Consider the following 21,176-nt stretch of genomic DNA (forward strand, 5'->3'; position numbering starts at 1 on the left):
ACGCATTAGCAGAACGTAATGCGGGAAGTAAATTTATGGCAATAAATGGTAATTAACCTTGAATTCAGGGATTACGGCTTCGCCTACCAGGGCTATGCTTGCTTCATAGATTTACGTTTTAACTTTTTCTTTTCAGAAGTTATTTTTCGTTCATCAGTAATAAAACAAAGCTCTGTATCAATGCTCATACGTCGTAAACTTTTTATGGCTCTATAAAAGCTTATGCGAGAAAACAACGGCAAATTTGATGTCTTTCCATTTTTATTTTTTTTAGTAATGATTTGATAAGAAATTTTAAATTTCAGATCTTTAACTGATTTATAAGGAAGTTCTTCTTTCGGAAGTTTTTCTATGATTAATAACTTTAAGTTTTCAAAGACCTTTTCTTCATCAAAAATTAATTGGATAGAGTTTAAACCTTGATTAAAGAGATGACTAAGTTGGGCGGAAATCGTATTTCTTTTAACATGATACATTATAAAGAGATTATCTATTATTTCTAAAATATCACATGGTTCAACTTCGTGCTGCCCCTGTAAAGAAATATTTTTTCTATCTAGGCATAATCTTTTTATCGAAAAATTTTCACATGCAGCATTAAACGCTTCCTCATTGTCATGATCATAAGTAATAAGCGTGGTGTCTGCACAAATTGGATCAATAGTCACCGTGAGCTTTTCGAGAAAATCATTACTCACTAAATACCAATTTCCTTCACATAGATGATAGGTTTTATCAGCATGGGTAAAATTAAATAATATACACTTTAAAATACTTGGATGTTCACCTCGTGGAGTACCATCCTCATTAGTAAGGACCAAACGATGCTTTTTTAAAATATCAATACTCAGATTATTTACATCAAATTGTGATAATCCAAGATATTCATAATATTGATTTATAAATACATCTGAATACACCAAACTCTTTCCAGCACCACTAAAAGCTGCAAATAGTGCATCCGTATAGTTAATAATATCGGGGATTGTAAGTATTATATTCTCATCTTTGTTTTTAATAGCGGCTATAAGCTTTTGATTTAAAAACTCAATTTCTTCTGGATCTTTTAAAGGAGCTATATTTTGTATATTTGGGAATTCTTTTATAAATTCTTCGCTCTTATAAAGCTGTAACAGGCTAGTGCAAAGATCATGTAAACCCTCAGGACTTACGTCTGAACTGATTCTTAAGTTACTAGATCCCGTTGCATGCTTAAATAATGACTTATATTTATCTTTTACCATACCAGTCAATGATTTCAAAATCGAACTATTTTGATCGAAATCAAAGTAAGTTAAATCAGAACCAATTGGTAATTGTGATCTTTGTCTGAGGGTATTGCTAGGTTGGAGAGAGTCTAAACTTTTAAGTTTTAATGGATCTAAACAATTAAGTGTAACTCTTAAACCAAAATCATATTCATAAGCTGTATCTTTAAAATTATGTGCAACATGACCAAAAGTTAGAGCAAAATTTCTATTTTCTACAGGGATAAAAATAATAGCCCCCTTTAGCTCTTGCTCGAGATGTTGATTTATTCCAAAGTATGATTTCCACCAGGGCTCGGAAGGATGACTGTCCAGTAAATAAAGTTTATATTTTTCAGGTAACTTATTTGCAGTAATATTAGAAAGCAATTTATGATCTTCTTTTAAAGCATTGGTGACATCATATCCATCTTTTAGAAGGTAAACAGAAAAAGATCGAGCTTTGCTCATTATACGTTCCTTGTATTTAAATTTTAATACTAAATATTCTTCACTCTACATTGAAAAAATAAAATCTCTGCAATATATATTATTCTTTTCTAATGCCATGATTATTTTCCTTTCATTATTTAAATATAGAAAAGATCGGTCAAAATGGAAATGTAAGAATCTTTAGGCGAATTTATCCTTCCAAAAAAATTCAAATGTTATATGGTAGTTTACGGAAAGAATGGTTTAACTGAGGTTTTCTTTTTGACTTACTTCAATCTCAATTAATAAATAAAATAAATGATTAAAAAGGCTATTCTAATCGTTGAAATCGAAGAATTGTTTTTTCATGAGTAATCACATCCTCAAAAAATGATTTGGTATCATTTTACAATCGGTACCAAAACTGGTACCAAATATTTCTGAAGGGGTTTGGAGATTTTTATAAAACCCTTACTGAGCTTGGTCGGGACGGAAGGATTTGAACCTTCGACCACTAGCACCCCATGCTAGTGACAACCAATTTCATTTAATTTCAAACAAATTCAATTATAACCATAACATCCTTTTAAATAAAGGATTATTTGCATTTCAATATTTCAAATGATATAAATTGATTTCATACAAGCAAACAAAAAAGTGTAGCCAGAAGTGTAGCCAATTTCTGATATCCTAATAAGAGCATAATTATGGAAAAGTTTACTCATAACAAAATTGCAAATTTAAGTGCCGAAAAAAATCGTTACCATATTACTGAGGGTAATGGCTTTTGTTTAAGGGTTTCTCCTAAAGGTACGAAAACCTGGTTCTACCGTTATAAATTTGGCGGTAAAGAGAAATGGCTCACTATTGGTAATTTCCCAGTAATGGGTGTTGCTGAAGCTAGAAAAGCCTTTAATGATTTATGGGAGATAAGGCAGTCTGACCAAGACCCAGAAGACATTATCCAAAAAAAATTGCTCCAAAAAAATAATAATGTGAAAACGTTAATTTCTGATTGGTACAACAATTATATTGTTAAACACCGTAAGCAACCTCAACAGATTAAACAACAAATTGATGCTGACATTATCCCTCTATTAGGAACATTAGAAATTGAAAAAATACAGCCTCGAGACATAGCAAAGGCCTTGGATAATATAGTTCAAAGAGGCTCCCCTGTTCACGCCAATAAAGTGCTTAGTACCTTGAAACAAGTATTTAATTACGCGGTAAGTCGAGGAGAAATTACAATTAATCCAGCCATAAATATTCGAGCAAGAGACATAGGTGGAGTAGAAAAACCTCGTGATCGCAATCTCGATCTTGATGAAATAAAAAAAATATGGCTATTTTTGGATAGTGATAATCACTCGATGTCAATTCAGATTAAAAACGCCATTAAAATCATATTATTAACTGGTGCAAGGACTGGTGAACTAAGACTAGCAAAATGGTCTGAATTTAATTTCGAGAAATCTCTTTGGATTATTCCTCCCGAGAATAATAAAATCGGACTTAGCATGAAGATTCATCTGAGCGAGCTTACTAAAAAACTTCTGTTGGAAATAAAAGAAATCAGCTTATCTAATTTTGTTTTAGCTGGGGTCGATGATGATTCCCCACTAGGCGATAAATCGATATCTAAAGCTATTCAACGCATACAAAAACGAGTAGGTATCCCACAATGGACTGCCCATGATCTCAGACGCACTTTTGCCACTCAGCTTGGAGAAACATTGCGAATCGACCCAGTAGTTATAGAAAAATGTCTTGGACATAAAATGCCTAAGATCATGGCGACTTATAACAAAGACGAAATGCTGTACCAGCGCAAAGAGGCTTTAGATAAATGGAGTAGCCTGATAGAAGAACTAACAATAAACAAATTTGAATTTGTGCAACTATAGTGGTACAATTATAATGAATAGAGATATTGAATATATTGCCTATCAAGGCGAAAAGTTTACGATTGAATGGTACTTTGACGAAAAGAAGCATAGCCAATCTCAAGAATATTATTATTCTTTGAATAAAGACGAACGCATTCAGTTGTTGAAGCTATTAAAGAGAATGGGCGATGCCGGTATCATTCACGATAAAACCAAGTTTAGACATGAAGGAGACAAAATTTATGCCTTCAAACCTAAGCCAGATAGATTTTTATGTTTCTTTTTTGAAGACAGAAAAATAATTTTAACTAATGCCTTTAGGAAGAAGCAGGATAAGTTACCTTTAACCGAAAAGGAAAAAGCCTTAAAGGTTATGGATCAATATACCAGTAGAGTAAAAACAGGTGATTATTATGACTAAGAAACATTTATCTACTTTTGAACGAGAAATGCAGGACCCTCTTTTTCGTGAACAATTTGAAAAAGAATATGATGAGTTTCTATTATCTGAAATCATCAAAGCACTCATGAAGAATGGCAAAATGACCGTGAGAAAACTGGCCGAAAAAGCAGGGCTTTCTCCAACTGTAATTCAAAAAATTCGCTCCGGTGAGCAAGAAGATGTAAAGCTTAGTAACTTCCTCAACATCTCTCACACTTGCGGTTTTAAAGTCATTTTAGAAAAAGGGGATGATAAGTATTACTTATAAACCTTTAGAAATTAATCATTGTCTAAAGCAGTCATTGACCACTTCAGGCAATGAAAATGGATTTATCTGACATATTGATTAATCCAGTTATCAATCACGTCTTTATGCCAGGCTAAAGTTCTGCCATGTAATTTTACTGGCTTGGGAAATTTCCCTTCACTCCACCAACGGCGTAAAGTCAATCGGTCCTTTCCGATAATGACTTCTACGTCATTGATAAACAGAATCTGTTGTGTAAATAGATCATTAACTGGTTGCATCATTGATTCTCCAAATCCCTCTGTTATTTAAGTTGTAAACGAGCCTTCCATTCACCCTTGTGTTCCATATCAATGACTGTGATAAACAGCTTCAGCAAATTCAATTCAACCTTACTTTCTTTAGGTAAACGATTGTGCTGGTAGATTAACTGCAAATGAGCAATTGGGGAGTTTGATAAATTAGCGATTCGTTGTAGAGAATAATTGGTTGAATCCAGTAGATACTGAATAATACCCTTATAGATGGTGATCTTTTGATCGTAAAACATGCGATATACTCCTGTAAAACATGTGTAATAAAGTCCAAATCGCGCAAAATGAACATTAAGTATCATTTATCGAAACTAATATTAAAACGATATTAAAATAATTATCAATATGTATTTTTAAGAAATTTAAATTAAGATACGATATGATATTGAATGATACCGTTTTATATGATAATTTTTTTACGACGTTCGATTAAAAGGATAATTTTATGAGTAAGGGACCCTATCAATCGTTTGCAAATCGCTTGATCCATACCCTCAAAGATAAAGGACATACTGCATCTCGTTCACCTAATGGGATCTGTATTAAAGCCCTAGCAGAATTTACAGGTGCATCAGAACAAATCTGCCGTCGCTATATAAGAGGTGATGCTCTACCTGATTATGAGAAAGTTAAACAATTAGCTCATCATCTTCATGTAAACCCAGGCTGGCTATTATTTGGTGAGGAAGGACATGCAGCTCCTAAGAAAAATGAAGTCGATGAAACACTACTTCATTACATCTTGAAGCAAAGCCATCATTTATACCCTGTTTCTCATGGAAGTAATGACGATTACGCCGATTTTGTGTTAGGATTAATCAAAGAAGTACGTGCAATTGACACATCGGAAAATAATTTACTAAAAATCATTGACTTGGCCATTGGTTCCATTTCTTCCTACGAAGAACAAAGAAAAAAGCACAGTCATGCCGTTTAAGAAGTTTGTAGATATGGATGTAACAGCTGTTGAAGTAAGGCTTCACCCTAAAGCAAAAGATTTTCTCTTTGAACATTATATCACCATGCGAAAAGTGTTCTCTGACGTACTCGGGCAAGTAGAAACAGACTATGCTTCCATTGCCCTCATCAATCAAGCAGGACAGATCTTTTTCATGTCCTCCAACCCAGCTATAGAGCAAAATTTAATTGAGAAAAGTCTCTGGCTATTTGATGGTTGCTATCAACCAGAGTTCATCAGCCAGGATCAACCGAAATTATGGAGCGAACTTCCTCATATAGGCTGTATAGAAGCAATTACAAAATACAAACAGATAGAACCTGGACTCATCACAGGTATTTCCATCCCCACTGAATATGATTCTCATAGAGCAATCTTTTCATTTGGATTAAAACGAATAAATCCCTATATCCAAAACAAAAGCTCCATTCATTGCGAAAAACTGTTAGCCATGGGCAAGTTTGCGTTAAGGCAAATTCAAGAGTATTTAACTTTACCAGACAAACAGTCCTGCATGAAGACTAAGCCCAAACTCACATTAATCATCAACAATCAGGTGAACTATGAACACACTCCTGGATAAAAACGATCCTATTTTAAGACAAACCGCTGAGCCAATTAAAGAATCAGAATTTGGTAGCAGTTGGTTAAAAGAGCTGATTAAGACTATGTTCGGCATTATGGCTGACAAAGGTGCCGTAGGGGTAGCTGCTCCCCAAATTGGCATCAGCAAACGAGTTATTGTATTTGGTACTAATTATACCAAACGGAGAAAACCAGAATACCCGATCCCCGATACTGCATTAATTAATCCTGCATTAAAAATCCTGTCCCAAGAAATTCAAACTGGCTACGAGGGATGCCTTAATTGCGGTGAATTAATGGGAGAGGTTCCAAGAGCCATGGAAATTGAATATTCAGGCTTTGACATAGATGGAAATAGAATTACCAAAAAAGCTTCCGGCTTGGAAGCCCGTATTCTTCAGCATGAAATTGATCACCTGAATGGATTTTTATTTTTAGACCGAGTAGAAGATCAGGACTCACTAACCACTCTATCGGCAATGCAAAGTAAAGGATAATCCTATGAAGCATCAAACCCGAATCATACTGGCAGGCACACTAGGCAATTTAATAGAATCTTTTGATATGGCCATTTGCGGCCTACTCTCAGTCTACATTGCCAAATACCTAATTGGTGATGCTTCAAAGGGTTTATTTCTAGTATTTCTTACTTTCTTTGCTGGATATCTAGCCAGACCTATTGGGGCTATGATAATGGGCTTATTATCCGATATCTATGGCAGAAAAATTATCCTTGCAGCGTCCATCTTAACGATGGGCGTGTCAACAACCCTTATCGGGTTTATCCCCCCACACAGCACCATAGGTACTTTTTCTGTTATAACCTTATTAGTGTTAAGAGTTATTCAGAGCTTCTCCTGTGGTGCAGAATATCTAAATTCTTCAGCTTATCTGGTTGAAAATGCAGAAGCCTCCAAAAAAGGCTACTCGGGCAGCTGGGCTTCGTTTGGTGCCATGTCAGGAATGCTCGTAGCATCATTGGTAGCATTATTAGTTACTTATTTTACCAATCACTATCCTGAACACGATTGGCTAGTCTGGCGTGTACCTTTTGTCCTTGCACTACTAGGTTCTTCCATTGGCTTGTATATCCGGTTGTGTATTCCTGAGAGTATGGAGTACATCATGTACTATGCAGACAGGCCAAAACCTAAATTTAAGAGTCTACTTTCAGAATCAGTCAACTACATCAAGGACAATAAAATTCAATCTCTTTATGTATTTGTTTTAAGTTGCCTAGGAGTAACAACGACTTTCCAGATTTACATTTATGGTCCTATGCAAGCCCATTTATATAGTCATTTTCAGGATCATGAAATTATCCTATCAAATATACTTTCATTAATTGTTTTATTAGCTGTATTTCCTTTAGTTGGAAAACTATCTGATAAAATCAATCGAGAAAAAATTGTGATCTTTGCTAGTGTTGGTTTATTGATTCTTTCCCAGCCATTTTTTTATGTTTTATCGCACCATGATATTTATGAGCTCTTATTAGGACAAGCATTAATTGCAATTCCTGCTGGAGCTTATTATGCAACAGTACCGGTGATGTTAGCTGAAATGTTTCCGATTAAGTTACGATGCACTGTTTTATCAATTTTATATTCAACTGCTGCAAGTTTATCAGCTGGACTTGCTCCGTTAGTTTCTTTAATACTGGTTAAAAAAACAGGTATTGCATCATCGCCTTCTATATTAGTATTTACTTTGGTGGCTAGTGCTTTTATTACTATGTATGTGAAGCATTCTAATAATAGACAAAAATACTCTCAGTTACCTGCATAAAATAGTTTAACGATTACATATGCTAAATTTGCACACTCCCCCCATTATTTTTTATATTGGTACATTCATTGGTTAAAGCTGACAAAACCTATTATATTATTCAATCATCGCTTGGGTGGTGATATGAGCATGTTATAGATAAAATATACCCAAAATTAAGAGCCTACAAAGCCAAGACAGAGAGCACTGAATGAACTATATTCCAAGACGAATAGAAATTATTGATGATTCAGACAAGAAAAAAATTTGCTCTGATGCGGATTTTTTTGCTATGGATGGTCCTTTAATCCTACTAGGTGAGCCTGGCAGTGGGAAGTCTACTCTATTAAGAGAATTCAAAGAAAGAACAAATTCTATCTGTTATGATGCAGTATCCATAATGTTATCTCCAGCAATCGAAGCAGTTTCTAAGCCCTCTAAAATTATCATTGATGGAATTGATGAGGTAACAGTATATAAAAAAGAGCTTATATCCGATAATATTTTATCAAAAATCTCGCATCATCATAGCCCAAACTTTATATTGGCATGTCGCACTGCTGACTGGAAGGATGCGGTAAATAGTAAAATCATTCAAAACAGATGGAATAAAAAACCAATTCTTGGGCATTTATTATCCTTAAATGACCGAGAAATTATAGAGTTCATTAACAACGAAGGTAAAGAAATAGATGGTAACGACTTTTTTATAGAAGCTCAAAAACGAGGTGTTGTAGATTTACTAAGAAATCCTAATAATTTGTCATTATTTTTAAAAGCACATCAACAAAATGGTGGATGGCCGAGCTCTAAATTAGATTTGTATGAAAATGCTTGTTTGACTCTTCTTGAGGAACATAGTGAAATTCATGCATCTATTAAAACACCTCCAAATATCCATAAGCTAATTGAAACAGCTGGTTGTATTTGTGCTCAACTTTTGCTTTCAGGAAAAATAGGCGTATCTATTAATAATAAAGATTTATCTGCACCTAAAATTGAAGAATTTTTCGATGAGAATAGTTCTAATGAATTAATGCAACATATCTTATCAACAATGTTATTCCGTTCAGATTCTAATAATATTTTAGTGCCATGCCATAGAACAGTAGCAGAATTTTTAGCTGCAAAATGGCTCGGCAATAAGTTAAATAATAAATTATCTATACGACGTCTAGAAGCGTTGCTTTATGGTGATAGATATATAGTTCCTTCTGCTCTTAGAGGACTCCATGCTTGGCTTGCAGTTTTTTGTCAGCCAGAAAGGAATAGTTTTATTAACCGAGATCCTTACGGATTCTTAAAATATAGTGATCCCACAATTTTAACTACAGAACAGTTAAAATTTCTTCTGAAGTCTTTACAAAAAATTGCAAAGGACGATCCCTATTTCCGAGCCGAAGATTGGCATATCAGCGTGGGAGACGGTCTGTTAAGACCTGAGTTGCGAGACGATGTTTTAAGTATTTTACATACTAAAGATACGCCGTTTCAATTATCTTATTTAATTATTCAATCCATTGAACATACCGCATCTCCTAATTTTATTGATAGTATAAAAGATGAGCTCATATCTATTTTATTAGAACAAACTGTAACTCTTGTAGAAAGAGAAGCTGTTGTAACAGCTTTAAAAAAATGTACGATAGAACCCAATTGGATAATAATATCTGATAAATTACATCACCATGACGAAATTAATTCTCTATATCTCATTTTAGATATATTTAGAGTTGCTACCAAACTGTATAATTCAGACAAAATTTCAGAAATTTTCTTAGAAATATTAAAAAAATCAGCTGAAGATAAACAAATATCTTTGATAGCTTTAGGTTATAAATTATTCGAACAATTGTCTATTGAACAAATTGAAGGATGTATCCGATCTTTTCTGAAGGAATTAGGCTCAGCATCATCAGAAAAAAATGAAAAAATTCAAAACAAAATAAAGAGATTAGTATTACAGTTTACTCAAGAGAGAATGAAACGAATTTCTAAACCTGTACCTCAAGAATTATGGACTTGGTTAAGCATAATTGAAACAAATGCTTCTCGGCATCATAATGAGTATGATGAAATTACTAAATATTTGTCTGAAAATACTGATTATCGTAGATCTCTTCAATCAGTTGCAATTAAAAGCTCAAAGCCAGATAAACTCTGGCTAATATTCTGTTTAAGTCATACATGGTTATGGGTAATAGAGGAAGACATAATATTTCATCTCGATAATATTATGGGACTGCATACGTCGGATAACGAATTAAAATGGAAAGAACTAGTTCGTTGGATATTTGCCTATCAGCCTTTTACTGGTGCTGCTTTGAAACATGCTCAGGATCAAGCCATTCTAAATATAAATTTAAAAAAACATATACATGATATAGAACTGCAAAGAGCTAATGGAAAAAAAGAAATTGAACAATATGAAAAAAAGCAAGCAGCTCATCGTAGTAGACAAAAGAAAAAAGTAATAGAAAGACACCAACAATATCATGAAATTAGAGATCAGTTAGTTTCAGGAAAACATATAAATGGCTTAAATCAAATAGCGAAAGCTTATTTAGGTTGGTTTAGTGATATTCAGGGAAATGAACCGAAAAAACGTGTAGTTGAACTTTTAGGTATAGAGCTCTTACCACTAGCAATAAATGGAATCTGTTCAGCTATTGAAGAAAATAACATACCAACCGTCCATGAGATAATACAACTACGTATTAATCAAAACTTGATTTCCCCCTTTGAGGCTATTCTTTTAGCATACTGCGATATTATTTTATCTCGCAATGAAAAGTTAGACGAAATTCCATTAAATATTGCTCATTCAGCTCTAGCTGCTTGTCATTGGGGAGCTAGCTTCAAAAGCAATGATATATCCTCTTCTGTACAAAAAGAGCTTGAATTTATTCTTTTCAAAGACTCATTGTCAAAAGAAAATTTTATTTATGAAACGATAGAACCTTATTTATATTCTGAAGAAAGATATGTTCCTGGATTATATCGAATTCAAACTGACAGTTTATTCCAGGATATAGCAGGAAAAGTAGCTTTAAAATGGCTTAATAATTACCAAAAATTAGCTTATGATAGCTTGAAAACAGTCCTTACCATAGCTATTTGTTACTCACCTAATGATGTTATTAAGTTAATTCGAGAACAAATTAGTAAGCAAGAATTTGATAAATGCCCTCAACGGGATATTTGGATAAGCACTTGTTTTCTTCTGGACTTTGAATCTCATTTTGAAATACTCAATCAATATACTTCAGAAGATAAAATAAGTATTTGGGTATTAAGTGAGTTTATCTTCGTTGATAAGAAAATTTCAACTTATTGGCCAAAGATGAATGCACAGCAATTATATTTTTTTATTTTGAAATTTGGTTCAATATGGCCACCGGTGCCATACCCCACTGGCAGTTGGGAAGGAAATCAACATCCGTGGGATGCATCCAGACTTATTAAAGGATGTATAACTGAACTTTCTTTAATTACAACGCAAGAAGCACAAGATTTAATTTCTGATCTCATTAACAAAAACGATTTATGTCAATATTGCGATGAACTTAAACATGCGTTAACTGAGAATAAAAAGCATAAATCAGAAAGCTATAAAAAATATTTTTCATTACAAGATGTACAAAATATCTTACTGAGCAAAGAACCCACCGGACACAAGGATTTACAAGCCTTACTAATTGACCAATTAGAAATATTACAGTTAAGACTCAAAGGTAGTGAAACAAGTGATTTTAAATTTTATTGGGATAACGAAAACCCACATAAAGAAAATTATTGTCGTGATCTAATAGCATCAGCACTAACACCGCATCTTGAAAAATATAATGCACGCGCGCACGTAGAGGGCGCTAGATCTGATGATAAACGATGTGATCTTCTTAGTACTTATAATTTATTAGATGTGCCAATAGAAATAAAAGGTCAATGGCATACTGATCTATGGTCTGCCGCAATAGATCAACTACAAAATTATTCAACAGATTATCATGCCAACGGATTTGGTGTTTATTTAGTATTATGGTTTGGAAATAAAACCACATCTAAACTCCCAAAAGCTTGGAAAAGAAAACGTCCTCAATCTCTACAAGAAATGAAAAATAAACTCAATGAATGTTATAAAGATATTTCTGATAAAACTAAAATATTTGTTCTTGATCTTTCAAAATAAGCTCTTGTGAAAACATTTACTCGTATTTTGTGTTGGCAATTATGCTCTTTTCAACTCGTTCACCTAATGGGTCATCTGTCAAACAAAGCAACCAAGAAGCCGCAACCTGCAATTCCTTAGACAAGCTCTTAGCCTCTTCCGGCCCAGGACTCCTGGTTCCCTGCTCCCAATTCCCAATCCTGGCAGCCCCAAATCCTGTCCTATCAGCCAAAACCTTAATCGTCAATCCATTCGCCCTTCTTGCCTGTGCAATCCTACTGCCAATAATTTTTTTCATGTTCATTTAGGTTCATTTGCTATCAAACGGAAATACCCCATTGACACTAAAAAGTGCTTATTTACAATGGGTTATCAACAACACACTTCGTGTTATTGATTGATACTAATTGAAATCATTTGATAGTGCAAGCGCTGTTTTTTGATGGTGCTTTTGAAGGGATGAAATAGAAAAATGGGATTTTTGTTTGTTAATACCGATGAATTATCAGCTCTGATGGGGTTACCTTATATCCAGCAATCAGCCTATTTGCTGGGGATTCGTCCGTATATGGACCGTAATACCTTTCTGGTAGGTGTTAAGCGTAAAATCAGCTATCAACAGCTTGCTGAAGCCCTCTATGTTGAACCCCACCAAGGTTTTGAACATTCAGGTAGCCCTAGTCGTCCGCAATTACGCCGTATCATCTATGCGCTTGAGCGCGCTGGGTTAGTGGAGATCAAATCTATTGGTAAACAACTCATTTTAAAATGCTTATTAGCCAATTCGGATTTGTCTGTTCAAAATAAACCCGACACAAACCCGACACTTCAACCCAGCACAAACCCGAACGATAAAAATAATATTAAATCATCAAGTTACGACAAAAAATATCAAAAACCCAACACAGCGCAAAACACAAAACCCGACACACCTCATAACTCCAAAGATCGTTTTATTTTTTTACAGCAGCAATTTGAAAAATTTTGGTCTCTTTATCCTTTAAAACAAGACCGAACTAAAGCCTGGCGTGAGTTTGGTTATCTGCAACCAGATGAACAGTTGATTGAACAAATACTAACAGGCTTGCAAGCCCAAATTAATAACCGTGAGGAAATGGAGTTTTTCGGCGAGTGGCTGCCAAACTGGAAATACCCAGCCACCTGGCTTTCACGCAAATGTTGGAACGATGAATTACTTACCTTAAAAACCCAAGAGGAGCAGCAAAATGAAGCCAATCAAGCGCGTTCTCGAAAAAAATCAGCAACAGATATCCTTACTGAATCCTGCAAAGATGCAAACTTCGATTTCGACTTTGATGAACCCCCAGAGTCAGGAAGCAATGTCCTCTCATTCGACAACTCCAGAGTACGATAAGAGAATGGATACACTGTTTATGCGCCTTGCAGCAATTTATGGCTATCTGTGGGTCTCAACTTACAGCAACACTAATTTTCTCGAGGTCTCAAAACGTGAATGGTCAGAAGGCTTGAAAGAATTTGACAATCAAGTGTTGAAACTTGCTTTAGAACAAATAAAGAAAAAGCTGGCTGTTCCTCCTTGTCTGCCGATTTTTTATGAGTACTGCACCAACATCCAAAAAGGCATCCAAGCCCGTCAAGAAGTGTTAAAACAAAAAACTGAACCGCATATCCCTACCGATCCCAAAATCGTCCAACTTCATATCGACCAAATGAAAGACTACCTCTTCAAAGAAGCTAAGGAGAAAACATCATGCTAATTCTAATCCGTCGTATGGGCGAAGCAATTTACATTGATAAAGGCAGAATCAAAGTACTTCTTATCTCTGAAAAGGAAGGACTAATCAAATTAGGTATAGATGCTCCCAAACATATTGATGTTGAACGTAAAGAGGTCTTTATCCAAAAAGCAATGGAACAACATGCCCTGGCTCAAAAATTAAGGGATAAATCCACAGAATCAGGAGGCAATCATGCTTAGAAAATTTCTGCTTTGTAGTTTTGTTTTATGTAGCCTAAATGCTCAGGCAGCTAATATAACCCAAGTCGGTCGCTATGCCACGCTCAACAATCAACCTTTGGCAGCTCAGATAAATCCATTGAAAACTGTTCAACAGATTCATTTTCCTGCATCCATACAAACTATAGGAGAAGCAGTGAATTACTGGCTTCGTTATTCAGGGTATCACCTTGCTCCAAAAGAAAAACAAAGCGAAAGCCTACAACAAGTATTTCAACAACCACTACCACAGGTTAGTAGAAATTTAGGACCTTTAACGATTACCGATGGATTGACGGTATTGGTCGGTCAGCATCTATTCAATCTCAAGCAGGATGACCTGTTAAGAGAAATCAATTTTAGTCTGATAGCAAGGAGAGCAGGATGAAAAAGTATTTTGATGCCAAATGGCTTAGTCTTCTTTTGTTAAACGGATTGTTGGTCGTATTCATTTGTTTAAAAAGCCAACCCTCTATTGAGAACAATAAATTTAATACGCTGGATGAGCGATTAACCACTATACAAAAACAACTCAATCAACCTGTTGAACAACCGGATTTATCGCCTATTACCAAAAACATAAAACAATTGGGAGCGTTCATTCAACAAATACAAAATAAAGATGAACACCAATTAGGTGAAATGTTTACAACTGAACAAATCGCAATTAAGAAACAGCTTGAAGGCATTACTGATTTATTACGCCATCTGGATGAGAAAAAGCAACCTGTCAAAATGCTTCCTGCAAATCAACTACCGTTTAAAGTATTAAGCATAGACAGTATCCAAGAAGTTTCTGTTGCCTCTGTTTCCTACCACTACAAAACCCAAGCGTTGGAAAAAGGCGATTCCTTGGCAGGATGGACTGTCTTTGAGATCGACTTTGCGAAGCAAACCATAGAATTTGAAAATGCTGACAATGCGCATCTGCGGGTTCATCTAAGTCAACAAGAGGTGAGCCATGCTTAAGCTGTCCACACTGGCAATCGGGTTACTCCTGGGTCAACAGGCAATTGCCGGTTTGTATATCCCAGGTATTGCCACACCACCTATGCTCAGTGCTGATAATGCGTTGACGAAAGCAGGTCTGGCCGAATTTCATGATGAAGTTATTGAAGACAAAGATTTTCAACTTAACGACTTACAAAAACAGGAAGCCAAAGCATGGGGATTAAGTGAGGCAGAAGAAAAACGCTATCTGCAATTAATACAAAGCAGAAGTGGTATTTACTACAAAGACCTACGTATGACACCCGTTGATATTCTTGGACTAAATGCCAAGAATGACGCTGAACGAGCTCATTTCGCCGAACTTGCTGCCCTTCAAGAAGCCCAAAAGGTCGCGCAAAACATAGCCTGGAATAATGCCTTTTACAAAGCCTATAACCAACTGTTTAAAGATGTGCCTGTAGTCGGTGATTTTGATCCATCTCCTTACTCTCCCTATGCACATCAACCCATTCAATTAAAAGAAAGTGAAACGCTCTATTTCTTTATAAGAGCCGATGACGCTGTAACCACCATTGTACTGCAACTGGTCGATGCTATTAGCCGTACACCAAACACCAAGCTCAATCTTCTCTTTCTGGATATGGACAATAGCGCTATCCAACTTTGGGCTAACAGACATCAAATCCCTATCCATTTGGTGACCAGTCAACAAATCACCTTGAACCCAGGTAGCCAACAGTATGAGGGCTTAAAACTCGACAAGAAACAAACACCCTTGCTCTTACTGGCAAAAGGCAAAACTTCGCAAGTCGTCGATTTAGGGAGATTTTAATGATTAGGATTTTGCTCTTGCTGTTGGTCGCTTTAAATGTTCATAGCATGAATGTGATTCCTTTAACGCTGTCACAAAGTGATGCGTCATTAAGACTTAATCTGTCTAGCCCTATTGGCGTACCAGCAAAGAGCAAAGCCACTGTTGGCAAAGTAAGCCGCAAAAAATTGGATACCAATCTGTTAAACATGGCTCTATTTGTCATAGGCGCGGATAGAGAATCCATCAAATGGTTAGAACAACATCAAGAGCAATTAAAATCCATGCAAGCCACTGGGTTCATCACCAATGTGAATGACTTTGAAACCATTGTAGCTCTGCAAGAAAAGTTTAAATTGCCACTATTACCCGTCAATGTTGATCCATTGCTGAATTACATCCGTGAACAACATTACCCCTTAATCATTGCTGAGGGGGCTGTATGGCAGTAAAACAATATTCCAGACAAATGACTATGCAGCTGACTTTAGTTCTTTTCTTGGGTTGGTTAGCGTTGCTTATCTGGGCTGTAAGTCAATGGATGCTTCATGGCTATCCATTTGCCTTTGATAAGGTCAATGTCCTTGTAAATACTCAACGAGAAGCCATCACCCCTGTTTATCAAGGTTCACTATTGGCAGCCCTACCCTTAGATGCCAAACCTAGCTGGACGCTGACTATTCCCTATTTAAACAAATTAGCGATTAATGAATTTGCAGCAGACTTACTCGAAAAATCACAACAGTTTTTCCAGCTGGTTTTATTAAGCAGTCAATGTCTATTAATCAAACTTATTATTTTATTCGCTGCCATGCCTTTATTTGCCCTGACTATGGTTGCAGGTCTAGTTGATGGTCTTAACCAAAGAGCAATACGCACCGCTTGCTTAGGCCGTGAATCCTCTTATTTATTCCACAGACTTAACCACTATTTAAAAAAGGGACTTGTGATTTTACTCATGCTCTGGCTTGCCCTGCCTGTCAGCATCACCCCTGCTTATGTCTTTGTTCCTATCAGTTTATTGATGGGATTAATGGTGGCCATGACGGCCAGTCGCTTTAAAAAGTATTTATAGGGAGAAACCATGAAACGATTGCTTTGTTTGACCTTTATGATGATAAGCCTACACAGCTGGGCGAATAACCCTGATTTAAATGAAACGCTGGTGCGCATCATTAACCAGATTAACGCCATCATGCCCCTGCTTGATGAAGCACAAACACAGATAACCCCCAATACCCGTATCCAATTACAAATTGAAGGATTTGAAGATGTCCAAGGCCAATATCATGCAGGTTTAAGAGAAGATTTACTGAATATTCGCAATGGCCTGATTGATTACATCAATCAACCAATCATTGCACCACGCAAGATCAAGGCCTTGGAAATGGACTTTGTGAGGAAACCCTAATGAGTAAAGACGAAATAGCCAGAATGTTTGCCACCACCTTTAAACAAGCAAGCAATAACATATCGGCACAAGTCTTTTCCGGCAGTATCCGCTTTATTGCCATAGCCCTGGTGATATTAGCGGTGATGTGGTCTGTCAACCACATGATGGACGCAGAGGAAAAACAACAACATGGATACTTACTGCGTCTGGGTTCTCGGCTCATCAGATTAGTGATTGGTCTGATGATCTTCATTTTAGTTTTATTTGTTAAGGAGACAACATGAAAACAATGCTTCGCTCAATCTGCCTTGGAGTAGTAAATATCTTATATGCCCCTGTGCTATTGGCAGATAACTGGTTCCCTAAAATTTCCGACGCGGACAACATCGGGGACGGCTCTAAAAGCATGATGACCGTGACAGGGAATTACGTCAAACAAGGTCTGGGTTTATTGCTCTTCATTACCGCTGTTGTGACCTTTATTAAATTCATTACCACGGTACAACACGGTATTGAAGAGTCTAAAAAGAACGAAGGATCCATGGTGGCCTTCGGTACTTTTGCCGTAATGGGCATCACCTATTTAGCCATTAGCATTGCTTCTGGTTATGTGGGTTACACCATGATTACCAAGTTCAAAATATAGGAGGTGAAATATGAGTCAGCCTTCTTCGCGCCATCTGTCACACGACTTCCCAGCCTGGAAAGGTTTAAGTCTTCGTGAATTATTTTGGATTGTTATCACCACAACCCCAGCAACTACCCTGTTCTTCGTTCTCTTAGGAGCAATGGTTGAGTTTCCGCTGGCCTCTGGCTGCATCGGTTTTGTGATTGGATTCATTCTGTCTATTACTGTGTGGCCTAAAGGAGTTTCCCGCATCAAAGCAGGTAAGCCCTATGGTTATGTGATGAAGAAAACGATTCAGTGGATGGTGCGATTAAGGCTCAAACATTCACCTTGGATTCATTACCAGGGAACTTGGCAAAAGAATAAATCTGTTGGAGAGCCGCATGTTTAACTACTGGAAAAAAATCGACAGCCTACAACATCACAATCGTTTATTACTGGCTTTTATCGGTGTGTTATCAATCATCATCTTAGCATTAATTATTAACCTGATGATCATGCCCAAACGCTATGAATTCTGGCTTAGTCCTAATATGGCTGCTAATGGCGGTTTAATGAAGGCAAGCGAAATACCGAATGAATACGTGCAAGGATATGTGACTTCCTTAATGCCGACACTCTACAGCTGGTCTAATAAAGGCAAAGAAGAATTCAACCTAAACATTAAAGCCTTTCATTATTACTTCACATCACGGCATGAGCAGTTACTTCGTGAAACCCTGGCAGCTTATAAAAACGCTCAACTCTTTGACCGCACTCAAGTAGCAAGTCTCTATCGCTTTATGGAACCGCAAGACATTAAAAAAATTGGTCCCGATACCTGGGAAGTCAAGCTGATACTACGCATTACGCAAAGGCTCAAAGACAACTCTGCCATGGTCATTGCTGACAAAGTAGTGGCTTATCACCTTCGTGTGGTCAAGCTCAACCTGTCGCGTCTTCACAACCCTTTTCAATTAGCTCTGGATGGCTATACCCGTCCTGAAGAACGTTTACAAGATTTACTGGTCGACACGGAGGAACACCATGAAACTCATTAAAATTAGCTTATTCGCTCTGTGCTTTGCTGTGATGCACCTAAGCCATGCCCTGCAAAGTGAACACCTGGTTTGGGAAAAAGTTCCTTTAACAATTGAATTACCGATCAATAAAGAGCGGTTAGTCCAGTTTCCCCAAGCCATTAAGGTGATTGATCAACAACTCAGTGCCAGCCTCGATATTCTGAAAGTCAAAGGTAGCTTGTATCTTAAAGCCAAAGAATCATTCAAAGATTCTCGCTTGATTGTCCAGTTATTGCCTGAAGGCGAAGTGGTTATTCTTAATCTTAATGCCAATGAGAAAGCAATCAACACCACGCCGATTGAGATTCTGATAGATGATCCCAAAATCAACCTTAATGCAGGAGCCAGTCAATATGAATACAACGCTATTCAATTAACCCGTTTTGCCATTCAAGCCTTGTATTCGCCTGAACGGGTCAGAGAAATTCCAGAGGGAATTTACCGCTCACCTATGCAAACCAATAAAACCATCCCTTTGTTTTATGGTGCAAGCATTGAAGCTCATCCTCTGGCTTCATGGCGTGGCGGCAATCTTTACGTCACCGCAGTCGATTTAAAAAATTTGCTGAATCAACCTATAAAGCTGCCATTCACCAAACTGATGGGGCATTGGCAAACCGCGAGCTTCTATCCCAAAAATGAATTGCCAGCACGCAACCAGCATCAAAGCACCACTGTCTTTTTAGTCTCTGATCAGCCTTTTGCAGCAGCTTTAACTCAACAAGCGAGGTACAGCCGATGAATAAAAACAATGGCATTAAAATTCTGGCAGGCTCGGTGGTTTTTGCGGTCATTATGATTCTTATTAATAGCCGTCATAGCGCACCGGTTAACAACAACACGCCCAATCCTAATAATTTTGGCGAAGCTATAGCAAGCCAATTCAATGACAATATTCGTGATGTTTCCGCGCGATTATTAGAAACAGAAAAGAAATTAGATCAAATGCACAAAGAGAATAAATCGCTGCAAAAACAATTAAAACAACCCAAACAAGAAGCCAGCCATACACTGCAAGATGAGTTACAAGCGCTTAAAGAACAACTGACTGCACTGACTGAACATCAATCACAATCTTATCCAATGGAAGGAAAACCAGTGCCCTTAACAGGTCAAATCAAAGATTTAGATACCTTGCTAGATAAAGCCCCAACTGAAAGCAAAATCTTCAATGAACATGAATCCCCTATCAAGGAAGAAGGTCCAACAAAAACGCCATTCTATACTATTCCAGCTGGCAGCGATTTCAGCAAAATCACGCTCTTATCAGCTTTAATCGGCGAAGTTCCTGTTGAAGGCAAACTCATGCAGCCTTTATTTCCCTTCACAGCAATTGTCAGTCGAGGGGATTTAATGACAGCCAATGGGATGCAACTACCCGAAGAAATCACTGGTATGAAAATCAGCGGTTATTCGATTGGCGTTGGTTCCTTTCTCGATAACATCAGCTGTGTTCGTGCCTATGTCACCTCAGCCTTATTTGTCTTTGAGGATGGGCATTTTGTGAATGTCGGCCAAGAACAAATGAAAAGCTCCGCAGAGCTGGTGAATAACGACAGCATTGGTTACCTGACCACGCAATTCGGTAATCCTTGTATCAAAGGACAATACATCACCAATGCCCCTAGAGTATTAACAGCCTTCATGGCAGCTGGCGGTATTCAAGGTGCAGGAAATGCCCTATCTAAATGGCAAATGAGTTATCAGGCAGACGGAGGTTCTGCCATTGCCACACCTACAGGCGACTTAGCACACTTTGCTGCTGGTGGCGCAATCAACGAAGGCAGCCAAAAGATTACTGACTGGCTTGAGAAAAGAATCCAGGGCAGCTTCGATATGGTCTTTGTTCCTGCAAGTATCCGCGGCCATACAGGGTTTGTCCCTAATCAACTCAGTTTACATTTCAGCCAAACCATAGCCATTGATAAAGAACACCAAGGGAGGGTATTAGATTATGGTTACCATCAACAAAAAAACTTTGATAATGCTTTGCGCTAGTCTGGCATTAAGCGCTTGTTCCACTGCCAGGATGTCGCAAAACGCCATTCCTGAGCAGGGCTTAACAGTCAGCCAATTGTATCAGCAGAGCCTGCAACAACCAATACAAAAGCCTGTTTACCAACAGATGCGTCTTGATGATTCGGGAGAAGAATTTAAGCAACTGCCTAACCCCGAAGTGCCTATCCATGTTTTTGCGCATGTGGCGCAATTGGGTGATGAACAAATCATCAAGCCTGCCTACACGACTCGCTTTTTCCTTTACAAGCAAAACCAGTATGCCTTGGCATCAGAACTGTATTAAGGA

General features: G+C 37.1%; 28 protein-coding genes. 24 read left to right on the top strand and 4 right to left on the bottom strand.

What is annotated here, in order from left to right; all coding sequences use genetic code 11:
- Positions 1-92: 92 nt before the first annotated feature.
- Complete coding sequence (locus tag ACWTE2_RS10885; protein ID WP_454785392.1) at positions 93-1,718, bottom strand: DUF6119 family protein; 1,626 nt, start codon at positions 1,716-1,718, stop codon at positions 93-95.
- Between the two features lie 668 nt (positions 1,719-2,386).
- On the opposite strand from ACWTE2_RS10885, the gene ACWTE2_RS10890 reads away from it, so the two are divergent.
- Genes ACWTE2_RS10890 through ACWTE2_RS10900 form a run of 3 tightly spaced genes read left to right on the top strand, consistent with a single transcriptional unit; the run spans position 2,387 to position 4,278 of the window.
- Complete coding sequence (locus ACWTE2_RS10890) at positions 2,387-3,586, top strand: tyrosine-type recombinase/integrase (protein ID WP_010652890.1); 1,200 nt, start codon at positions 2,387-2,389, stop codon at positions 3,584-3,586.
- A gap of 13 nt (positions 3,587-3,599) precedes the next feature.
- Positions 3,600-3,989 carry a type II toxin-antitoxin system RelE/ParE family toxin gene (locus ACWTE2_RS10895; RefSeq protein WP_010652889.1) on the top strand — a complete coding sequence of 130 codons (390 nt, stop codon included), beginning with the start codon at positions 3,600-3,602 and terminating at the stop codon, positions 3,987-3,989.
- Entirely contained in the window at positions 3,982-4,278 is a 297-nt protein-coding gene (locus tag ACWTE2_RS10900) for an AsnC family protein (protein WP_010652888.1), read from the top strand. The genes ACWTE2_RS10895 and ACWTE2_RS10900 overlap by 8 nt, the downstream gene beginning before the upstream one ends.
- A gap of 62 nt (positions 4,279-4,340) precedes the next feature.
- Here ACWTE2_RS10900 and ACWTE2_RS10905 read toward each other — a convergent pair whose 3' ends face one another.
- On the bottom strand, positions 4,341-4,538 hold the full coding sequence (locus ACWTE2_RS10905) for a helix-turn-helix transcriptional regulator (RefSeq protein WP_010652887.1): 198 nt from the start codon (positions 4,536-4,538) through the stop codon (positions 4,341-4,343).
- Between the two features lie 23 nt (positions 4,539-4,561).
- Positions 4,562-4,807, bottom strand: coding sequence for a hypothetical protein (locus ACWTE2_RS10910; protein ID WP_010652886.1), 246 nt, complete (start codon positions 4,805-4,807; stop codon positions 4,562-4,564).
- Between the two features lie 209 nt (positions 4,808-5,016).
- On the opposite strand from ACWTE2_RS10910, the gene ACWTE2_RS10915 reads away from it, so the two are divergent.
- The 5 genes from ACWTE2_RS10915 (at position 5,017) to ACWTE2_RS10935 (ending at position 12,070) form a co-directional block, all read left to right on the top strand.
- On the top strand, positions 5,017-5,508 hold the full coding sequence (locus ACWTE2_RS10915; RefSeq protein WP_010652885.1) for a helix-turn-helix domain-containing protein: 492 nt from the start codon (positions 5,017-5,019) through the stop codon (positions 5,506-5,508).
- Positions 5,498-6,112 carry a hypothetical protein gene (locus tag ACWTE2_RS10920; protein WP_028389628.1) on the top strand — a complete coding sequence of 205 codons (615 nt, stop codon included), beginning with the start codon at positions 5,498-5,500 and terminating at the stop codon, positions 6,110-6,112. Before ACWTE2_RS10915 ends, ACWTE2_RS10920 begins: the two co-directional genes overlap by 11 nt.
- Positions 6,093-6,611, top strand: coding sequence for a peptide deformylase (def, locus tag ACWTE2_RS10925; RefSeq protein ID WP_010652883.1), 519 nt, complete (start codon positions 6,093-6,095; stop codon positions 6,609-6,611). Before ACWTE2_RS10920 ends, def begins: the two co-directional genes overlap by 20 nt.
- A gap of 4 nt (positions 6,612-6,615) precedes the next feature.
- Positions 6,616-7,902: an MFS transporter gene (locus tag ACWTE2_RS10930; RefSeq protein WP_010652882.1), complete on the top strand. Its 1,287-nt coding sequence runs from the start codon at positions 6,616-6,618 to the stop codon at positions 7,900-7,902.
- Between the two features lie 190 nt (positions 7,903-8,092).
- On the top strand, positions 8,093-12,070 hold the full coding sequence (locus ACWTE2_RS10935) for an NACHT domain-containing protein (protein ID WP_010652881.1): 3,978 nt from the start codon (positions 8,093-8,095) through the stop codon (positions 12,068-12,070).
- A 16-nt stretch (positions 12,071-12,086) separates the two neighbouring features.
- On the opposite strand, the gene ACWTE2_RS10940 is transcribed toward ACWTE2_RS10935, so the two are convergent.
- On the bottom strand, positions 12,087-12,353 hold the full coding sequence (locus ACWTE2_RS10940; RefSeq protein WP_010652880.1) for a helix-turn-helix domain-containing protein: 267 nt from the start codon (positions 12,351-12,353) through the stop codon (positions 12,087-12,089).
- A 168-nt stretch (positions 12,354-12,521) separates the two neighbouring features.
- On the opposite strand from ACWTE2_RS10940, the gene ACWTE2_RS10945 reads away from it, so the two are divergent.
- From ACWTE2_RS10945 to ACWTE2_RS11020, 16 genes are read left to right on the top strand one after another with little or no spacing between them, the layout of a single operon-like run.
- On the top strand, positions 12,522-13,424 hold the full coding sequence (locus tag ACWTE2_RS10945; RefSeq protein WP_010652879.1) for a hypothetical protein: 903 nt from the start codon (positions 12,522-12,524) through the stop codon (positions 13,422-13,424).
- 4 nt (positions 13,425-13,428) lie between these two features.
- Positions 13,429-13,788, top strand: coding sequence for a hypothetical protein (locus ACWTE2_RS10950; RefSeq protein WP_014842587.1), 360 nt, complete (start codon positions 13,429-13,431; stop codon positions 13,786-13,788).
- Entirely contained in the window at positions 13,782-14,009 is a 228-nt protein-coding gene (locus ACWTE2_RS10955; RefSeq protein WP_010652877.1) for a carbon storage regulator, read from the top strand. Before ACWTE2_RS10950 ends, ACWTE2_RS10955 begins: the two co-directional genes overlap by 7 nt.
- Complete coding sequence (gene pilL2, locus ACWTE2_RS10960) at positions 14,002-14,415, top strand: PFGI-1 class ICE element type IV pilus protein PilL2 (RefSeq protein WP_010652876.1); 414 nt, start codon at positions 14,002-14,004, stop codon at positions 14,413-14,415. The genes ACWTE2_RS10955 and pilL2 overlap by 8 nt, the downstream gene beginning before the upstream one ends.
- On the top strand, positions 14,412-14,996 hold the full coding sequence (locus ACWTE2_RS10965; RefSeq protein WP_014842588.1) for a hypothetical protein: 585 nt from the start codon (positions 14,412-14,414) through the stop codon (positions 14,994-14,996). The genes pilL2 and ACWTE2_RS10965 overlap by 4 nt, the downstream gene beginning before the upstream one ends.
- A complete protein-coding gene (locus ACWTE2_RS10970) occupies positions 14,989-15,810 on the top strand; it encodes a TIGR03759 family integrating conjugative element protein (protein WP_010652874.1) in 822 nt (273 codons plus the stop codon). Before ACWTE2_RS10965 ends, ACWTE2_RS10970 begins: the two co-directional genes overlap by 8 nt.
- Complete coding sequence (locus ACWTE2_RS10975; protein ID WP_010652873.1) at positions 15,810-16,241, top strand: integrating conjugative element protein; 432 nt, start codon at positions 15,810-15,812, stop codon at positions 16,239-16,241. The genes ACWTE2_RS10970 and ACWTE2_RS10975 overlap by 1 nt, the downstream gene beginning before the upstream one ends.
- On the top strand, positions 16,232-16,864 hold the full coding sequence (locus tag ACWTE2_RS10980) for a TIGR03747 family integrating conjugative element membrane protein (RefSeq protein ID WP_028389630.1): 633 nt from the start codon (positions 16,232-16,234) through the stop codon (positions 16,862-16,864). Before ACWTE2_RS10975 ends, ACWTE2_RS10980 begins: the two co-directional genes overlap by 10 nt.
- Positions 16,865-16,873: 9 nt before the next feature.
- On the top strand, positions 16,874-17,200 hold the full coding sequence (locus ACWTE2_RS10985; protein WP_014842590.1) for an RAQPRD family integrative conjugative element protein: 327 nt from the start codon (positions 16,874-16,876) through the stop codon (positions 17,198-17,200).
- On the top strand, positions 17,200-17,466 hold the full coding sequence (locus ACWTE2_RS10990) for a hypothetical protein (protein WP_010652870.1): 267 nt from the start codon (positions 17,200-17,202) through the stop codon (positions 17,464-17,466). The genes ACWTE2_RS10985 and ACWTE2_RS10990 overlap by 1 nt, the downstream gene beginning before the upstream one ends.
- Entirely contained in the window at positions 17,463-17,828 is a 366-nt protein-coding gene (locus tag ACWTE2_RS10995; RefSeq protein ID WP_010652869.1) for a hypothetical protein, read from the top strand. Before ACWTE2_RS10990 ends, ACWTE2_RS10995 begins: the two co-directional genes overlap by 4 nt.
- Before the next feature lie 10 nt (positions 17,829-17,838).
- Positions 17,839-18,201, top strand: a complete 363-nt coding sequence (locus ACWTE2_RS11000) for a TIGR03750 family conjugal transfer protein (RefSeq protein ID WP_010652868.1) — start codon at positions 17,839-17,841, stop codon at positions 18,199-18,201.
- Entirely contained in the window at positions 18,194-18,850 is a 657-nt protein-coding gene (locus ACWTE2_RS11005) for a DUF2895 family protein (RefSeq protein ID WP_014842591.1), read from the top strand. The genes ACWTE2_RS11000 and ACWTE2_RS11005 overlap by 8 nt, the downstream gene beginning before the upstream one ends.
- Positions 18,837-19,613: a TIGR03749 family integrating conjugative element protein gene (locus tag ACWTE2_RS11010; RefSeq protein ID WP_014842592.1), complete on the top strand. Its 777-nt coding sequence runs from the start codon at positions 18,837-18,839 to the stop codon at positions 19,611-19,613. Before ACWTE2_RS11005 ends, ACWTE2_RS11010 begins: the two co-directional genes overlap by 14 nt.
- Positions 19,610-20,869 (top strand): TIGR03752 family integrating conjugative element protein, encoded by a 1,260-nt coding sequence (locus tag ACWTE2_RS11015; protein ID WP_014842593.1) that lies wholly within the window; start codon positions 19,610-19,612, stop codon positions 20,867-20,869. Before ACWTE2_RS11010 ends, ACWTE2_RS11015 begins: the two co-directional genes overlap by 4 nt.
- Entirely contained in the window at positions 20,826-21,173 is a 348-nt protein-coding gene (locus tag ACWTE2_RS11020) for a hypothetical protein (RefSeq protein ID WP_010652864.1), read from the top strand. The genes ACWTE2_RS11015 and ACWTE2_RS11020 overlap by 44 nt, the downstream gene beginning before the upstream one ends.
- Positions 21,174-21,176 lie beyond the last annotated feature (3 nt).

This window comes from Legionella nigrisilvae (genome assembly GCF_977063395.2).

What these genes read in the sequence shown, in the direction of transcription:
- ACWTE2_RS10885 (WP_454785392.1), bottom strand. Translation starts at nt 1,718, where the DNA reads ATGAGCAAAGCTCGATCTTTTTCTGTTTACCTTCTAAAAGATGGATAT.
- ACWTE2_RS10890 (WP_010652890.1), top strand. Translation starts at nt 2,387, where the DNA reads ATGGAAAAGTTTACTCATAACAAAATTGCAAATTTAAGTGCCGAAAAA.
- ACWTE2_RS10895 (WP_010652889.1), top strand. Translation starts at nt 3,600, where the DNA reads ATGAATAGAGATATTGAATATATTGCCTATCAAGGCGAAAAGTTTACG.
- ACWTE2_RS10900 (WP_010652888.1), top strand. Translation starts at nt 3,982, where the DNA reads ATGACTAAGAAACATTTATCTACTTTTGAACGAGAAATGCAGGACCCT.
- ACWTE2_RS10905 (WP_010652887.1), bottom strand. Translation starts at nt 4,538, where the DNA reads ATGCAACCAGTTAATGATCTATTTACACAACAGATTCTGTTTATCAAT.
- ACWTE2_RS10910 (WP_010652886.1), bottom strand. Translation starts at nt 4,807, where the DNA reads ATGTTTTACGATCAAAAGATCACCATCTATAAGGGTATTATTCAGTAT.
- ACWTE2_RS10915 (WP_010652885.1), top strand. Translation starts at nt 5,017, where the DNA reads ATGAGTAAGGGACCCTATCAATCGTTTGCAAATCGCTTGATCCATACC.
- ACWTE2_RS10920 (WP_028389628.1), top strand. Translation starts at nt 5,498, where the DNA reads ATGCCGTTTAAGAAGTTTGTAGATATGGATGTAACAGCTGTTGAAGTA.
- def (WP_010652883.1), top strand. Translation starts at nt 6,093, where the DNA reads ATGAACACACTCCTGGATAAAAACGATCCTATTTTAAGACAAACCGCT.
- ACWTE2_RS10930 (WP_010652882.1), top strand. Translation starts at nt 6,616, where the DNA reads ATGAAGCATCAAACCCGAATCATACTGGCAGGCACACTAGGCAATTTA.
- ACWTE2_RS10935 (WP_010652881.1), top strand. Translation starts at nt 8,093, where the DNA reads ATGAACTATATTCCAAGACGAATAGAAATTATTGATGATTCAGACAAG.
- ACWTE2_RS10940 (WP_010652880.1), bottom strand. Translation starts at nt 12,353, where the DNA reads ATGAACATGAAAAAAATTATTGGCAGTAGGATTGCACAGGCAAGAAGG.
- ACWTE2_RS10945 (WP_010652879.1), top strand. Translation starts at nt 12,522, where the DNA reads ATGGGATTTTTGTTTGTTAATACCGATGAATTATCAGCTCTGATGGGG.
- ACWTE2_RS10950 (WP_014842587.1), top strand. Translation starts at nt 13,429, where the DNA reads ATGGATACACTGTTTATGCGCCTTGCAGCAATTTATGGCTATCTGTGG.
- ACWTE2_RS10955 (WP_010652877.1), top strand. Translation starts at nt 13,782, where the DNA reads ATGCTAATTCTAATCCGTCGTATGGGCGAAGCAATTTACATTGATAAA.
- pilL2 (WP_010652876.1), top strand. Translation starts at nt 14,002, where the DNA reads ATGCTTAGAAAATTTCTGCTTTGTAGTTTTGTTTTATGTAGCCTAAAT.
- ACWTE2_RS10965 (WP_014842588.1), top strand. Translation starts at nt 14,412, where the DNA reads ATGAAAAAGTATTTTGATGCCAAATGGCTTAGTCTTCTTTTGTTAAAC.
- ACWTE2_RS10970 (WP_010652874.1), top strand. Translation starts at nt 14,989, where the DNA reads ATGCTTAAGCTGTCCACACTGGCAATCGGGTTACTCCTGGGTCAACAG.
- ACWTE2_RS10975 (WP_010652873.1), top strand. Translation starts at nt 15,810, where the DNA reads ATGATTAGGATTTTGCTCTTGCTGTTGGTCGCTTTAAATGTTCATAGC.
- ACWTE2_RS10980 (WP_028389630.1), top strand. Translation starts at nt 16,232, where the DNA reads ATGGCAGTAAAACAATATTCCAGACAAATGACTATGCAGCTGACTTTA.
- ACWTE2_RS10985 (WP_014842590.1), top strand. Translation starts at nt 16,874, where the DNA reads ATGAAACGATTGCTTTGTTTGACCTTTATGATGATAAGCCTACACAGC.
- ACWTE2_RS10990 (WP_010652870.1), top strand. Translation starts at nt 17,200, where the DNA reads ATGAGTAAAGACGAAATAGCCAGAATGTTTGCCACCACCTTTAAACAA.
- ACWTE2_RS10995 (WP_010652869.1), top strand. Translation starts at nt 17,463, where the DNA reads ATGAAAACAATGCTTCGCTCAATCTGCCTTGGAGTAGTAAATATCTTA.
- ACWTE2_RS11000 (WP_010652868.1), top strand. Translation starts at nt 17,839, where the DNA reads ATGAGTCAGCCTTCTTCGCGCCATCTGTCACACGACTTCCCAGCCTGG.
- ACWTE2_RS11005 (WP_014842591.1), top strand. Translation starts at nt 18,194, where the DNA reads ATGTTTAACTACTGGAAAAAAATCGACAGCCTACAACATCACAATCGT.
- ACWTE2_RS11010 (WP_014842592.1), top strand. Translation starts at nt 18,837, where the DNA reads ATGAAACTCATTAAAATTAGCTTATTCGCTCTGTGCTTTGCTGTGATG.
- ACWTE2_RS11015 (WP_014842593.1), top strand. Translation starts at nt 19,610, where the DNA reads ATGAATAAAAACAATGGCATTAAAATTCTGGCAGGCTCGGTGGTTTTT.
- ACWTE2_RS11020 (WP_010652864.1), top strand. Translation starts at nt 20,826, where the DNA reads ATGGTTACCATCAACAAAAAAACTTTGATAATGCTTTGCGCTAGTCTG.